Source organism: Streptomyces sp. NPDC093094 (assembly GCF_044754345.1).
Taxonomy (GTDB): domain Bacteria; phylum Actinomycetota; class Actinomycetes; order Streptomycetales; family Streptomycetaceae; genus Streptomyces.
The window spans coordinates 1-14,430 of the sequence record NZ_JBIVOX010000017.1; the positions used below are offsets into that span (position 1 = coordinate 1).

The 14,430-nt window shown below is 71.9% G+C and carries 13 protein-coding genes; 6 read left to right on the top strand and 7 right to left on the bottom strand.

Annotation, left to right across the window (positions count from 1 at the left end; genetic code table 11):
• Positions 1–149 (top strand): hypothetical protein (locus ACIQGV_RS30005; protein WP_402500178.1); only part of this gene is annotated, 149 nt, incomplete at its 5' end.
• A gap of 101 nt (positions 150–250) precedes the next feature.
• Positions 251–1,213: a hypothetical protein gene (locus ACIQGV_RS30010; RefSeq protein ID WP_402499834.1), complete on the top strand. Its 963-nt coding sequence runs from the start codon at positions 251–253 to the stop codon at positions 1,211–1,213.
• An 85-nt stretch (positions 1,214–1,298) separates the two neighbouring features.
• On the opposite strand, the gene pgl is transcribed toward ACIQGV_RS30010, so the two are convergent.
• The 5 genes from pgl to tkt are packed head-to-tail and all read right to left on the bottom strand — an operon-like array spanning position 1,299 to position 7,931.
• Complete coding sequence (gene pgl / locus ACIQGV_RS30015) at positions 1,299–2,081, bottom strand: 6-phosphogluconolactonase (RefSeq protein WP_402499837.1); 783 nt, start codon at positions 2,079–2,081, stop codon at positions 1,299–1,301.
• Positions 2,078–3,166 carry a glucose-6-phosphate dehydrogenase assembly protein OpcA gene (gene opcA / locus ACIQGV_RS30020; protein WP_402499840.1) on the bottom strand — a complete coding sequence of 363 codons (1,089 nt, stop codon included), beginning with the start codon at positions 3,164–3,166 and terminating at the stop codon, positions 2,078–2,080. Before opcA ends, pgl begins: the two co-directional genes overlap by 4 nt.
• Positions 3,163–4,686: a glucose-6-phosphate dehydrogenase gene (gene zwf / locus ACIQGV_RS30025; protein ID WP_402499843.1), complete on the bottom strand. Its 1,524-nt coding sequence runs from the start codon at positions 4,684–4,686 to the stop codon at positions 3,163–3,165. The genes opcA and zwf overlap by 4 nt, the downstream gene beginning before the upstream one ends.
• A 4-nt stretch (positions 4,687–4,690) precedes the next feature.
• Positions 4,691–5,809 (bottom strand): transaldolase, encoded by a 1,119-nt coding sequence (tal, locus tag ACIQGV_RS30030; RefSeq protein ID WP_402499845.1) that lies wholly within the window; start codon positions 5,807–5,809, stop codon positions 4,691–4,693.
• A 34-nt stretch (positions 5,810–5,843) separates the two neighbouring features.
• The gene (gene tkt / locus ACIQGV_RS30035; RefSeq protein ID WP_402499847.1) at positions 5,844–7,931 is read right to left on the bottom strand and encodes a transketolase; all 2,088 of its coding nucleotides are present in this window, start codon (positions 7,929–7,931) and stop codon (positions 5,844–5,846) included.
• Positions 7,932–8,971: 1,040 nt separating this feature from the next.
• Here tkt and ACIQGV_RS30040 point away from each other — a divergent pair.
• The 4 genes from ACIQGV_RS30040 to ACIQGV_RS30055 all read left to right on the top strand — a co-directional run bounded on the left by ACIQGV_RS30040 (position 8,972) and on the right by ACIQGV_RS30055 (position 12,312).
• Entirely contained in the window at positions 8,972–9,940 is a 969-nt protein-coding gene (locus ACIQGV_RS30040; protein ID WP_402499850.1) for a heme o synthase, read from the top strand.
• 60 nt (positions 9,941–10,000) lie between these two features.
• Positions 10,001–10,321: a hypothetical protein gene (locus ACIQGV_RS30045; RefSeq protein ID WP_402499853.1), complete on the top strand. Its 321-nt coding sequence runs from the start codon at positions 10,001–10,003 to the stop codon at positions 10,319–10,321.
• 83 nt (positions 10,322–10,404) lie between these two features.
• Complete coding sequence (locus ACIQGV_RS30050) at positions 10,405–11,511, top strand: amidohydrolase family protein (RefSeq protein ID WP_402499856.1); 1,107 nt, start codon at positions 10,405–10,407, stop codon at positions 11,509–11,511.
• Between the two features lie 63 nt (positions 11,512–11,574).
• A complete protein-coding gene (locus ACIQGV_RS30055; RefSeq protein ID WP_402499858.1) occupies positions 11,575–12,312 on the top strand; it encodes a nucleotidyltransferase in 738 nt (245 codons plus the stop codon).
• Here the strand turns inward: ACIQGV_RS30055 and ACIQGV_RS30060 are convergent.
• Both ACIQGV_RS30060 and ACIQGV_RS30065 read right to left on the bottom strand, forming a co-directional pair.
• On the bottom strand, positions 12,267–13,280 hold the full coding sequence (locus ACIQGV_RS30060) for a heme A synthase (protein ID WP_402499861.1): 1,014 nt from the start codon (positions 13,278–13,280) through the stop codon (positions 12,267–12,269). The genes ACIQGV_RS30055 and ACIQGV_RS30060 overlap by 46 nt on opposite strands.
• Before the next feature lie 76 nt (positions 13,281–13,356).
• On the bottom strand, positions 13,357–14,073 hold the full coding sequence (locus ACIQGV_RS30065; protein ID WP_402500181.1) for an ABC transporter permease: 717 nt from the start codon (positions 14,071–14,073) through the stop codon (positions 13,357–13,359).
• Positions 14,074–14,430: the final 357 nt, after the last annotated feature.

The window sequence follows — 14,430 nt, forward strand, 5'->3', positions numbered from 1 at the left end:
ACTCCTTCGACCAGTGGGGCGTGGAACTGGGCAAGGTCCTCGCCAAGCGCATCGAACCCGCGCTCACCGAAGGCACCGACGTGCCCGGCCTGGACTCCTCCACCACCGCACTCGTCGCCAGGTACCGGGAGCTGCACGGCCGGAGCTGAGCCCACGCGGGGCCGAGTGCGGCAGATGCCGGGCGGCCGGGGCACGACCGCGGTTAGACTCCTCCGGCGATCATGAGCACGATCACTCGGGGGAGTGTGACTTGACAACTCCACAACGGACCTGGACCGGTGGCGCGCTGACCGCCAAGTCCTTTCTGAAGCCTCACAAGGTGGCATGGGTGATGTTCCATCCGGCCTGGATCCCCCGCTCGGTGGATCCGTCGGTGGAGACGCTCAAGCGCCTGCGTGTCATCGCCGGAGCCGTCGCCGCCCTCGGTGTCTACACCTACGTCGAGGGCGGCTTCGCCTTCACCGAGGTGCTGGACAACGCGGCGACGGCGTCGCTGGTGCTGCTGTTCCTCACCCCGCTGACGGTCGGGGTCATGCTCTGGGTGTGGCGGCGCTCCGGCGCGGGCACGGTGGGGCAGTTGCGCGGACCGCTCGTCAGCGCGCTCAAGCTGCTGCTGCTGTTCGTCGGTTCGGTGATCGGGACGGTGGGCCTGTTCAGCGTGTCCGACTCCCTCCCGGTGTTCGTCCAGCTTCCGTTCATGCTCGCGGCACTGTGGCTGGCCGTGTTCGTGATCGCCGGAGCGGTGCGGATCACGGGCAACTTCTTCGGCACGGCCGTCGTGCACCGCTGCCTGCCCCCGCTGCTGGCCTCCGTCACGTCCTGGCTGATGGCCCTGTTCGACCTGGTCACGGGAGATCTGCACGGGCTCGGCCTCGCGATGGGCGTCGTGTTCATCCTCGGTGCCCCCCTCACCGTCACCGGCATCTCCCTGCTGGAGATGCGCAGACTGAACCGCCGCTACGGCATCCGTCTGGGCGCCCACCCGGCCACCCTGCCGCATGTCCCGGGCCCGCCCCCGCCGATGCCGCCCACGGCCCCGCCGTACCTGCCGCCGGGCAGCCCGTACCTGCCGCCGCCGCAGGGGAACCCGTATCTGCCGCCGCAGGGCAACCCGTACGGGGTACCGCCCCAGGGAGGCCACCCGTACGGTGTCCCGCCGGGGCATCCTTACGCGCCGTACGGCCCGAACGGGCAGAACCCGTACGGAGGCTGAGCGCCCCCGGACACGGGAAGGCCCCGGGGGATCCTCGGATCCCCCGGGGCCTTCCCACGGCTGAAGCCGCCCGGTGGTGCGACGGTCAGGGCGACGCCGGCGGGTACAGCGAGCGGGGCAGCTGCGAGGCCGCCGCCGAATCCAGCAGCCACAGAGTGCGCTGCCGGCCGCGGGCACCCGCCGCCGGGGCCTGGATCTCCCCGGCGCCGGACAGGGCGATCGCCGCGGCCTGCGCCTTGTCCTCGCCGGCCGCCAGCAGCCACACCTCACGGGCCGCCCGGATCGCCGGGAGGGTGAGGCTGACCCGGGTGGGCGGCGGCTTGGGTGCGCCGTGGACGCCGACCACCGTGCGCTCGGTCTCGCGCACCGCGGGCAACTCCGGGAACAGCGAGGCCACATGGGTGTCCGGGCCGACGCCCAGCATCAGGACGTCGAAGGTCGGCACCTCGCCGTGGTTCTCGGGGCCGGCCGCGCGGGCCAGCTCCTCGGCGTAGGCGGCGGCCGCCGCGTCCGCGTCGGCACCGTACGGGCCGTCCGACGCGGGCATGGCGTGCACGCGCTTCGGGTCCAGCGGCACCGAGTCCAGCAGCGCCTCACGGGCCTGGGTGACATTGCGCTCGGGGTCGCCCTCGGGCAGGAAGCGCTCGTCACCCCACCACAGGTCCAGACGGCCCCAGTCGACGGCGTCGCGGGCCGGGGCGGCGGCGAGGGCCGCGAGGAGGCCGTTGCCGTTGCGGCCGCCGGTGAGCACGATCGACGCGGAGCCGCGGGACGCCTGCGCGTCCACGATCCTGGTGATCAGCCGGGCCGCGGCGGCCTGCGCCATCAGTTCCTTGTCGCGGTGGACGACGAGCTGAGGAGGGGTCACTTCGCGGCCGCCTTCCTCGTGGTGCTCTTCGCGGGGGCCTTCTTGGCGGCCTTCTTCGCCGAGGACTCCGGGGCGGAGTCCTCGACGGGCTCCTCGCCGGCCTCCGGCTCCGCGGAGGCACCCGCCCGGGCGCCGTCGCCGTCCGGCTGTCCGGCCGAAGCGGCCGAGAGCCGCTGCACGCCGTACCGCAGCGCGGACGCGTAGGTGTCGTCCGGGTCCAGCCGGCGCAGCTCCTCCGCGATCAGCTCGGCGGTCTCACGGCGCTTGAGCGCCACCGCGCGGTCGGGCTGGCCCTCGATCGACAGGGTCGCGAGGGTGCCGTCGGCGCGGTCCAGGACGATCGGGCCGCAGTCGGTGGCCATGCGCACCCCGGTCAGACCGGGGCCGCCGGACACCGTGCGCCGTACCGGTACGTCCAGCCGGTCCGCCAGCCACATCGCGAGCAGCTCGCAGCTCGGGTTGAACTCCTCGCCCTCGACCTCCACGGCCTGCACCTCGCACACGACCTGGTCCAGGGCCGCGGCCAGCATCGAACGCCAGGGCGTGATGCGGGTCCACGACAGGTCCGTGTCGCCGGGGGTGTAGGTCGTGGCGCGGGCGGTGAGTTCCTGCACCGGGTGCTCGGCGCTGTAGCTGTCGGTCACCCGGCGCTGGGCGAGGGCGCCCAGCGGGTCGCTGGCCGGGTCGAGCGGCGCGTTCGACGGCCACCACACGACCACGGGGGCGTCGGGCAGCAGGAGCGGCAGCACGACCGACTGGGCGTGATCGACCGCTTCGCCGTAGAGCCGCAGGACGACCGTCTCGCCGGTGCCCGCGTCGGCGCCCACCCGGACCTCGGCGTCGAGCCGGGACTGGGTGCGGTCGCGCGGGGTGCGGGAGAAGCGCTTGATGACGACCAGGGTGCGCGAGGGGTGCTCGCGCGAGGCGTCGTTGGCGGCCTTGAGGGCGTCGTAGGCGTTCTCCTCGTCGGTGACGATGACGAGGGTGAGGACCATGCCGACGGCGGGAGTGCCGATGGCGCGACGGCCCTGCACCAATGCCTTGTTGATCTTGCTGGCGGTGGTGTCGGTGAGGTCTATCTTCATGGCCGGCGCCAGCTCCGTCCGTCTCGTTCGAGCATCTCGTCCGCCTCGACGGGGCCCCAGGTGCCGGCCGGGTACTGCGCGGGCCTGCCGTGCGTGTCCCAGTACGTCTCGATCGGGTCGAGGATCTTCCAGGACAGCTCGACCTCCTCCGTGCGCGGGAAGAGGTTGGAGTCGCCGAGCAGGACGTCGAGGATGAGCCGCTCGTACGCCTCGGGGCTGGACTCGGTGAAGGACTCGCCGTAGGCGAAGTCCATCGACACGTCCCGGATCTCCATCGAGGTGCCCGGCACCTTGGAGCCGAAGCGGACGGTGACACCCTCGTCGGGCTGGACGCGGATCACGATCGCGTTCTGGCCCAGCTCCTCCGTCGCCGTCGTGTCGAAGGGGGAGTGGGGCGCGCGCTGGAAGACGACCGCGATCTCCGTCACCCGGCGGCCGAGCCGCTTGCCGGTGCGCAGGTAGAAGGGGACGCCCGCCCAGCGGCGGTTGTCGATGCCCACCTTGATCGCGGCGTAGGTGTCGGTCTTGGAGGCGGGGTCGATGCCCTCCTCCTCCAGATAGCCGACGGCCTTGGCGCCGCCCTGCCAGCCGGAGGCGTACTGGGCGCGCACGGTGTCGCGGCCCAGGTCCTTGGGCAGCCGGACCGCGCCGAGCACCTTGGTCTTCTCGGCGGCGAGCGCGTCCGCGTCGAAGGAGGCCGGCTCCTCCATGGCCGTCAGCGCCAGCAGCTGCAGGAGGTGGTTCTGGATGACGTCACGGGCGGCGCCGATGCCGTCGTAGTAGCCGGCGCGGCCGCCGATGCCGATGTCCTCGGCCATGGTGATCTGGACGTGGTCGACGTAGGACCGGTTCCAGATCGGCTCGAACATCGTGTTGGCGAAGCGCAGCGCCAGGATGTTCTGGACCGTCTCCTTGCCCAGGTAGTGGTCGATGCGGAAGACCTGGTCCGGGGCGAAGACCTCGTGGACGACCTTGTTGAGCTCCTCGGCCGACTCCAGGTCGTGCCCGAAGGGCTTCTCGATGACCGCGCGGCGCCAGGAGCCGCCCTTCTGGTCGGCGAGGCCGTGCTTCTTCAGCTGCTGGATGACCACCGGGAAGGAGCGCGGCGGCACGGACAGGTAGAAGGCGAAGTTGCCGCCCGTGCCCTGTGCCTTGTCCAGCTCCTCGATGGTGGCGCGCAGCTTCTCGAACGCCTCGTCGTCGTCGAAGGTGCCCTGCACGAAGCGCATGCCCTGGATGAGCTGCTGCCAGACCTCCTCGCGGAAGGGGGTGCGGGCGTGCTCCTTGACGGCGTCGTGGACCTCCTGCGCGAAGTCCTCGTGCTGCCACTCGCGGCGGGCGAAGCCCACCAGGGAGAAGCCCGGCGGCAGCAGACCTCGGTTGGCGAGGTCGTACACGGCGGGCATCAGCTTTTTACGTGACAAATCGCCCGTGACGCCGAAGATGACCAGACCCGACGGCCCCGCGATACGCGGGAGCCGTCGGTCGGCGGGGTCACGCAGCGGGTTGCTGCTTGACAAGTGATCAGCCCTCCGAGGGGGCGAGGCGCTTCAGTTCCGCCTCGGTCGAGGTCAGCAGATCGTTCCAGGACGCCTCGAACTTCTCGACGCCCTCGTCCTCCAGGAGCTGGACCACGTCGTCGTAGGCGATCCCGAGCTTCTCGACGGCGTCGATGTCGGCGCGCGCCTGCTCGTAGGTGCCGGCGACGGTGTTGCCGGTGATCTGGCCGTGGTCCTCGGTGGCCAGCAGGGTGGCCTCCGGCATGGTGTTCACCGTGTTCGGCGCGACCAGGTCGTCGACGTACAGGGTGTCCTTGTACGCCGGGTCCTTCACACCGGTGGAGGCCCACAGCGGACGCTGCTTGTTGGCGCCCGTCCGCTCCAGCGCGTTCCAGCGGTCGGAGGAGAAGACCTCCTCGTACGCCTGGTAGGCGAGACGAGCGTTGGCGACGGCGGCCCTGCCGCGCAGCGCCTTGGCCTCGTCGGTGCCCAGCGCGTCGATGCGCTTGTCGATCTCGGTGTCCACCCGGGACACGAAGAAGGACGCCACGGAGTGGATGAGGGAGAGGTCCAGGCCCTTCTCCTTCGCCTTCTCCAGGCCCGCCAGGTAGGCGTCCATGACCTCGCGGTAGCGCTCCAGCGAGAAGATCAGCGTGACGTTGACGCTGATCCCGTTGCCGATCACCTCGGTGATCGCCGGCAGACCCGCCTTGGTGGCCGGGATCTTGATCAGGGTGTTGGGCCGGTCGACCAGCCAGGCCAGCTGCTTGGCCTCGGCGATGGTCGCGGCGGTGTTGTGGGCCAGGCGCGGGTCGACCTCGATGGAGACCCGGCCGTCCTGGCCGTTGCTCGTGTCGTAGACCGGGCGCAGGATGTCCGCCGCGTCCCGGACGTCCGCCGTGGTGATCATGCGGACGGCCTCGTCGACGGTCACCTTGCGGGCGGCGAGGTCGGTGAGCTGCTGCTCGTAGCCGTCACCGGACGAGATCGCCTTCTGGAAGATCGTCGGGTTGGTGGTGACGCCCACGACGTAGCTCTGGTCGATCAGTTCGGCGAGGTTGCCGGACGTGATCCGCTTGCGGGACAGGTCGTCCAGCCAGATCGCGACGCCTTCCTCGGAGAGGCGCTTGAGTGCGTCTGTCATGGAAAATGCATCTCCTACGTGTCGTATATGGGCGTCAGCGCTGGGCTGCGGCGATCGATTCCCGCGCGACGGCGGCTACGTTCTCGGCAGTGAACCCGTACTCGCGGAAGAGGACCTTGCCGTCGGCGGAAGCACCGAAGTGCTCCAGGGAAACGATGCGGCCGGCGTCCCCCACGTACTTGTGCCAGGTCAGACCGATCCCGGCCTCGACCGCGACACGGGCCTTCACGGACGGCGGCAGGACGCTGTCCCGGTACCCCTGGTCCTGCTGCTCGAACCACTCCACGGACGGCATGGACACGACGCGCGTCGGAACGCCGGCGGCCTCCAGCTGCTCGCGCGCCTCGACGGCCACGTGCACCTCGGAACCGGTGCCGATCAGGATCACCTCGGGCGACCCGTTCGACGCCTCGAACAGCACGTAGCCGCCCTTGACCGCGTCCTCGTTCGGCTCGTACGTCGGCACACCCTGGCGGGTGAGGATCAGGCCGTGCGGCTGGCCCTTGCCGAACTCCTTGGTCCAGCGCTTGAGGATCTCGCGCCAGGCGATCGCGGTCTCGTTGGCGTCGGCCGGGCGCACGACGTTCAGGCCCGGGATGGCGCGCAGCGAGGCCAGGTGCTCGACCGGCTGGTGGGTCGGGCCGTCCTCGCCGAGGCCGATGGAGTCGTGCGTCCACACGTACGTCACCGGCAGGTGCATCAGGGCCGACAGGCGCACGGCGTTGCGCATGTAGTCGGAGAACACCAGGAAGGTGCCGCCGTAGATCCGGGTGTTGCCGTGCAGCGCGATGCCGTTCATCTCCGCGGCCATGGAGTGCTCGCGGATGCCGAAGTGCACCGTGCGGCCGTACGGGTCCGCCTCGGGCAGCGGGTTGCCGGCGGGCAGGAACGACGAGGTCTTGTCGATCGTGGTGTTGTTGGAGCCGGCGAGGTCGGCGGAGCCGCCCCACAGCTCGGGGACGACCGCGCCGAGCGCCTGGAGCACCTTGCCGGAGGCGGCGCGGGTGGCGACACCCTTGCCGGGCTCGAAGACCGGGAGCTTCTCCTCCCAGCCGGTCGGCAGCTCGCCCTGGGCGATGCGGTCGAACTCGGCCGCGCGCTCGGGGCTGCTGTTGCGCCATTCCTGGAAGGACTTCTCCCACTCCGCCTTGGCCTGGCGGCCGCGCTCCAGCGCCTGGCGGGTGTGGCCGATGACCTCCTCGGAGACCTCGAAGCTCTGCTCGGGGTCGAAGCCGAGGACGCGCTTGGTGGCCGCGACCTCGTCGTCGCCCAGGGCCGAGCCGTGCGCGGCCTCGGTGTTCTGGGCGTTCGGGGCGGGCCAGGCGATGATCGAGCGCATGGCGATGAAGGACGGCTTGTCGGTGACCGCCTTGGCCTTCTGGATCGCCTCGAAGATCGCCTTCGGGTCGAGGTCGCCGTTGGCCTGCGGCTCGACGCGCTGGACGTGCCAGCCGTACGCCTCGTAGCGCTTGACGGTGTCCTCGGAGACGGCCGTCTCGGTGTCGCCCTCGATCGAGATGTGGTTGTCGTCCCACAGCAGGACCAGGTTGCCGAGCTGCTGGTGACCGGCCAGCGAGGACGCCTCGGCGGAGATGCCCTCCTGGAGGCAGCCGTCACCGGCGATGCAGTACACGAAGTGGTCGAAGGGGGACTCCCCGACGGGGGCCTCCGGGTCGAACAGGCCACGCTCGTAGCGGGCGGCCATCGCCATGCCCACGGCGTTGGCGACGCCCTGGCCCAGCGGGCCGGTGGTCGTCTCCACGCCCACGGTGTGGCCGTACTCGGGGTGGCCCGGGGTCTTCGAGCCCCAGGTCCGGAAGGACTTCAGATCATCCAGCTCCAGGCCGAAGCCGGCCAGGTACAGCTGGGTGTAGAGGGTCAGGGACGAGTGGCCGGCGGACAGCACGAAGCGGTCGCGGCCGACCCAGTCGGCATCGGCGGGGTCGTGCCGCATCACCTTCTGGAAGAGGGTGTAGGCGGCAGGCGCCAGGCTCATCGCCGTACCCGGATGGCCGTTGCCGACCTTCTGTACGGCATCGGCGGCCAGGACGCGGGCGGTGTCGACGGCCCGCTGGTCCAACTCGGTCCACTCGAGGTCTGTGGTGGTCGGCTTGGTGCTCACCCTGAGTCAGGGCTCCTCTCCACATGTCGGGTAGCCGGTCTTCCGGGCGCGTGCCCACCGGCCGCCGGTGTGCTTCGCGCACACCGGCCGTGTTGAGCCTACCCCTGTAAGGACGTGCGTTTTTTCGGCTCATTCCAGACTGACGGGACTCTCGGACATCCGCCTCCCGGCTGGGCTGCGGGGCATTCGGCAACTGAATACGGAGCCGCTCATCTGACTGCTCAATCGAGCTCGGACACGCCCTTCGGGAACCCGCTCGTCCGGGCTCCGCGACGCTCGTCCGAGGCACGCTCGTACGTGCCCGGCGACGCTCGTCCGAGACCGGTTCGGGCGAACCGGAACGGTCCGTCCGGGAGCCACCCGGACGGACCATCGGGAGCGGCTTCTTCGGCGGCCGGCCGGGCGGCCGCCGGGAACGGTCCGTCCCGGGCCGGCCGGGCGGCCCGGGCAGGCCGCGCGGGGCCGGTCCGCAGGGGGGGCCGGGCGGGCCGCGAGGAGGCTGCCCGGGAGCCGGTCCGGCCGGCCACGGGGATCTCGTCCCGGGCCGCGGCCCCTCGGACGGACCCCGAGGAGTGATTCCTCCGGGCCTCGCCCGGGCGGGTGCCCGGGAAGCCCGGGGGCGCCCGCCCGCGCGCCTGCCCGCCCCGGCGGGTGCGCGCCCCCGCACTCCGCGAGGTGCCCGCCCCGTGCCGAGGGGGCGTCCCGCCCCGTGCCGAGGGGGTGTGCGGCCCCGTACCGAGGGGGCGTGCGGCCCCGTACCGAGGGGGCGTCCCGCCCCGTACCGAGGGGGCGTGCGGCCCCGTACCGAGGGGGCGTCCCGCCCCGTGCCGAGGGGGCGTGCGGTCGTACGCCGAGGGGGCGCCCGGCCAGGGGGCCGGTGCGGTCGTCCGGGGGGTGGGTCGCGCCGGCCGGGCATGTGGCCCGTGCCACGCCTGCCAACACGACCCCACCCCCGCGAATGTCCGGGTCTGGGCAACGTCTACAGTGGCGTGGTACGCGCGAGCCTTTACCGGGACTTCACACGGGGAGGGCTCGCTGGGATGTCTCTGTCAGGGGTGTGCGTGACGGCCGTTGAATCCCGTCCTGCGGGGCTTATCGGGACGAGCGAGAGCCCGACTCGGCGGCCGTTCGGGGCCCGGGTCAAGGGGTTCGTGGCGCTGACCAAGCCGCGGATCATCGAGCTGCTGCTCATCACCACCGTTCCGGTGATGTTCCTCGCCGAGCAGGGCGTGCCGGACCTCGGGCTGGTGCTGCTCACCTGCCTGGGCGGGTACCTCTCCGCCGGCGGCGCCAACGCGCTGAACATGTACATCGACCGCGACATCGACGCGCTGATGGACCGCACCTCGCAGCGCCCGCTGGTGACCGGCATGGTCAGCCCGCGCGAGGGCCTGGTCTTCGGCCTCACGCTCGCGGTGGTCTCCACCCTGCTGTTCGGCCTCACCGTCAACTGGCTGAGCGCCTGGCTGTCGCTGGGTGCCCTGCTCTTCTACGTCGTCGTCTACACGATGATCCTCAAGCGGCGTACCGCGCAGAACATCGTGTGGGGCGGTATCGCGGGCTGCATGCCGGTGCTGATCGGCTGGACGGCCGTGAAGGACTCCCTCTCCTGGGCTCCGGTCATCCTCTTCCTGGTGATCTTCTTCTGGACGCCGCCGCACTACTGGCCGCTGTCCATGAAGGTCAAGGAGGACTACGCGCGCGTGGGCGTGCCCATGCTGCCGGTCGTCGCCTCCAACAAGGTCGTGGCCCGGCAGATCGTGGTCTACAGCTGGGTCATGGTCGCCGTCTCCCTGCTGCTCACCCCCCTCGGCTACACCGGCTGGTTCTACACCGCGGTCGCGCTGGCCGCGGGCGGCTGGTGGCTGTGGGAGGCGCACGCGCTGCAGAACCGGGCCAAGGCCGAGGTGACGGGCGGGAAGCTGAAGGAGATGCGGCTGTTCCACTGGTCGATCACCTACGTCTCGCTGCTCTTCGTCGCGATCGCGGTCGACCCCTTCCTGCGCTGAGGCAAGGGTCACTCCGCCCGCCCGTCGCCGAACGATCTACCGCTCGGTAGCATCCTGACCATGGCAGACACGCAGCAGGTTGACCCGAAGGCCGAGCGCAAGGCCGCCCGGCTCGCCAAGCAGATCAGCGCCTTCGCCAAGGCCCACGGCGGTGCCGAGGGCCAGGTCGCCTACATCGGCGAGCGCGGCGCCCGCATCGCCCTCGTCGGTGAGGACGGCACCTGGGGCAACCTCGTCGCCCCCACCTTCGACATCGCCCGGCAGGCGGTGACGAAGTCCGGCATCACGACCCACGAGGACTTCGACGGCGAGTTCGCGGCGAAGGTGCAGACGGGCCGTTACGAGTGGAAGCGGATGGCGGGCATCCAGATCGGCGGCTGACCGTACGCCCCTCGGGGCATACCTCATCCCCTCCTCACCCGTTAGGACGTGTAACAGCAACACGCCCACACGGGAAGCCCGGGATGATCGACACGCCGTCCCTCGTGGACCAGTACTGCCACGGCGTACTGAGAACAGAGCTGGGCCTCGGCACCTTCGAGGCCCAGCTGTCCTGCACCGAGGGCCCGCCCGCCCCCGGCACCACCCTCTTCGACACCCAGACCGGTTTCGCCGTGCGGCGCTGGTGCCCGCCCCTGCTCGGCCTGGAACCGCACTGCCCGCCGGCCCGCTATCTGGCCAGGCGCCGTGAGCTGGGCGTGCTGGAGGCCGGCCGCAGGCTGCTGCGCGGCAGCGGCATCACGACCTATCTGATGGACACCGGCCTGCCGGGCGATCTGACCGGCCCCGAGGAGATGGCCACGGTCGCCGACGCGGAGGCCCGCGAGATCGTCCGGCTGGAGCTGCTCGCGGAGCAGGTCGCCGACACCTCCGGCACCGTGGAGTCCTTCCTCGCCAACCTCGCCGAGTCCGTGCACGCCGCCGCGGCGCACGCCGTCGCCTTCACCTCCGTCGCGGGGGTGCGGCACGGTCTCGCACTGGCACCCGAACCACCCGGGCCCGGCGAGGTGCGGGGCGCGGCGGGCCGCTGGCTGGCCGGCCGCAGGGTCGGCGGCGAGCTGAGCGACCCGGTCCTGCTGCGGCACCTGCTGTGGATCGCCGTCGCCTCGGGACGCCCCCTCCAGCTGCACGCGGGCCTCGGGGAGCCCGGCCTGCGCATCGACCGCACCGACCCGGTGCTGCTGACCGGCTTCGTGCGGGCGACGGCGGGCCTCGGCACGGACCTGGTCCTGCTGCACGGCTACCCGTACCACCGGCACGCCGCCCATCTCGCCGGGATCTTCCCGCATGTGTACGCCGATGCGGGCGCGGCCCTGGCCCGCACCGGAGCCCGCGCGGCCACGGTCCTCGCCGAGATCCTGGAGCTGGCCCCCTTCGGCAAGGTCCTCTTCTCCAGCGGCGCGCACGGCCTGCCCGAACTGCACGTGGTCGGCGCACGGCTGTTCCGCGAGGCGCTGGGCCGGGTCCTGGGCACCTGGGTCACCGAGGGCGCCTGGTCGCTGAACGACGCCCGGCGGGTGGCGGCGATGCTCGCGGCGGGGAACGCGCGCAGGGTCTACGGCCTGGACTGAACGCGGCGCGCGCCCCGCCCGACGAGGGGCCGCGGTCCGCGGTGAGGCGGTACAACTGGGCGGATGGAGACCGAGACGTTACTCGCCCGCTTCGTCCGTGGACTGGAGCCGTCGGCCCCCCTCGCCGTCTGGGCCCACGGCTCCCTCGCCGGAGGCGACTACCGGCAGGGCCGCAGCGACCTGGACCTGATCGCCGTGCTGCCGGGGCCGCTGACCCCGCGGGTCGTCTGGCACCTCGCCACCCTGCACGCCCGGCTGCGCCACGAGCCGCTCGCGGCGCTGCTGCACTGCACGTATCTGACCCCGGCCACCGCCGACGACCCCGCCCGCCGCCATCTCACCTGGGCGCACGGGCAGCTCTTCCGGCGGCCGGTCAGTCCCGTCACCCGCAGCGAGCTGCACCGCTTCGGCAAGGTGCTGCACGGCCGGCCGCCCGCCGGGCTGCTGCCGCCGGTGCCCGACGGACAGCTCGGCGCGTTCGTCGTAGGTGATCAGCGGGACTTCTGGCGGCCCGCCGTCGACCGGGCGCCGCTGTGGACCCGGGACGTCTGGGTCGACCTGGGGCTGCTGACCTTCGCCCGTGCGAGCACGACCCTGCGTGACGGGCGGCTGATCTCCAAGCGGGAGGCACTGGACCTGCTGCCCGGCCTCGGGGCGCCCGAGGAGGTCGTCGAGGACATCCGCAGACGACGCTACGACGGCCCGGTGCCGCCCGCCGAGGGGTGGACGGCACGCAGGGCGGTTCTCACCCGGGACTACCTGGGCCCGGCCATCGACGAGCTGGTCGCCGCGTACGGCTGAACCGGCACATCGGCGGGTTCCGCCTCCGGACGCTCGCGCAGGGACAGCAGCACGCGCAGCACCGCGATCCACACCAGGCAGGAGCCGAGCATATGGGCGCCCACCAGGACCTCGGGCAGATCGGTGAAGTACTGGACGTAGCCGATGGCACCCTGGGCGAGCAGGACCAGGAACAGGTCGCGGGTGCGGTCCAGCGGTCCCTTGGGCGCGTCGACGGCCTTGAGGACGAACCACAGGGCGAAGGTCAGCGTCACCGTGATCCAGGCCAGGACAGCGTGCAGCTTGCTGACGTCCTCCCAGTTCAGCGGCATGCGCTCGACCTTGCTGGAGTCACCGGCGTGCGGACCCGCGCCGGTGACGACGGTGCCGACCGCGATCAGCAGGACGGTGACGGCGACCAGGGCCCACACCAGCTGCTGCACCGACTTCCCGGCCAGGGGCCGGGGCTCGGCGTCGCCCTCCCGGGTGCGCTGCCACATCGCCGCGGCCACCGCGATCAGCGCGGTGGACAGCAGGAAGTGCGCGGCGACCGTGTACGGGTTCAGTCCGACGAGCACCACGATGCCGCCGAGGACCGCGTTGCCCATCACGATCCAGAACTGGGCCCAGCCCAGCCGGGTCAGGCTGCGCCGGTACGGCTTCTGGGAGCGGGCGGCGATGATCGCCCAGCCGACCGCGGCGCACAGCACGTAGGCCAGCATGCGGTTGCCGAACTCGATGGCGCCGTGCAGGCCCATCGCGCTGGTGGCGGTCAGCGAGTCCTCGGTGCACTTCGGCCAGGTCGGGCAGCCCAGGCCCGAGCCGGTGAGGCGGACGGCGCCGCCGGTGACGACGATCACGACCGCCATGACGAGCGCGGCGAGGGCCGCCCGCTGGACCGTCCGGGGGTCGGGGGTCCAGCGTGCGGCGATGAAGGCGAGCGGGTTGCGCACGGCCGCCGTGGCGTCGGCGCGGGTCAGATTTGGCACGGGCCCATCGTAGAAGGCGCGCTTGTGCACGCGTTCACGAGGGTCGGCCGCGCCCTGTTCCCTCCTGCTCCCGGTCCTACTCCCAGCGGAAGAAGCGGCCCGCCGCCGTGAGGCCCACGACGGCCCACACGGTGAGGATCCCCAGGTCGGCCCAGGGCATGGAGGCCCCGTCCCGGAGCACGTCCCGCAGTCCGCCGGACAGCGCCGAGATCGGCAGCAGGGCGAGCACGTCCTGGACGCCGGGCGGGAACTTGTCCAGCGGCACGACGACCCCGCCGCCGACGAGCAGCAGCAGGAACACCAGGTTCGCGGCGGCCAGGGTCGCCTCCGCCTTCAGGGTGCCCGCCATCAGCAGGCCGAGACCGGAGAAGGCGGCCGTGCCGAGGACGAGGAGCAGCAGGACGGCCAGGGGGCTGCCCTGCGGGTCCCAGCCCAGCGCGAGGGCGATCGACGTCACGAGGAGCACCTGGAGGACCTCGGTGACCAGCACGGACGCCGTCTTCGCGGTCATCAGGCCCCAGCGCGGCAGCGGTGAGGCGGCGAGCCGTTTGAGCACGCCGTAGCGGCGTTCGAAGCCCGTCGCGATGGCCTGGCCGGTGAACGCGGTCGACATCACCGCGAGCGCGAGGATGCCGGGCGCGAGGAAGTCGACCGCCTCGCCGTCGCCGGTGTCGACGACGTCCACCGAGCTGAACAGCACCAGCAGCAGCGTCGGGATCACCACCGTCAGCAGCAGCTGCTCGCCGTTGCGCAGCAGCATCCTCGTCTCCAGGGCGGCCTGGGCGGCGATCATGCGCCCCAGCGGGGCGGCGCCCGGCTTCGGGGCGTAGGTACCGGTGGCGCTCACGAACGAAGCTCCTTCCCCGTCGGCTCCAGGCTGTGTCCTCCCGGGGGGCGACCCCCGGACCCCCGGCAGACGCCGGTGCGTGTGCGCGTCACGAACGAAGCTCCTTCCCCGTCGGCTCCAGGCTGTGTCCTCCCGGGGGGCGACCCCCGGACCCCCGGCAGACGCCGGTGCGTGTGCGCGTCACGAACGAAGCTCCTTCCCCGTCAGCTCCAGGCTGTGTCCTCCCGGGGGGCGACCCCCGGACCCCCGGCAGACGCCGGTGCGTGTGCGCGTCACGAACGAAGCTCCTTCCCCGTCAGCTCC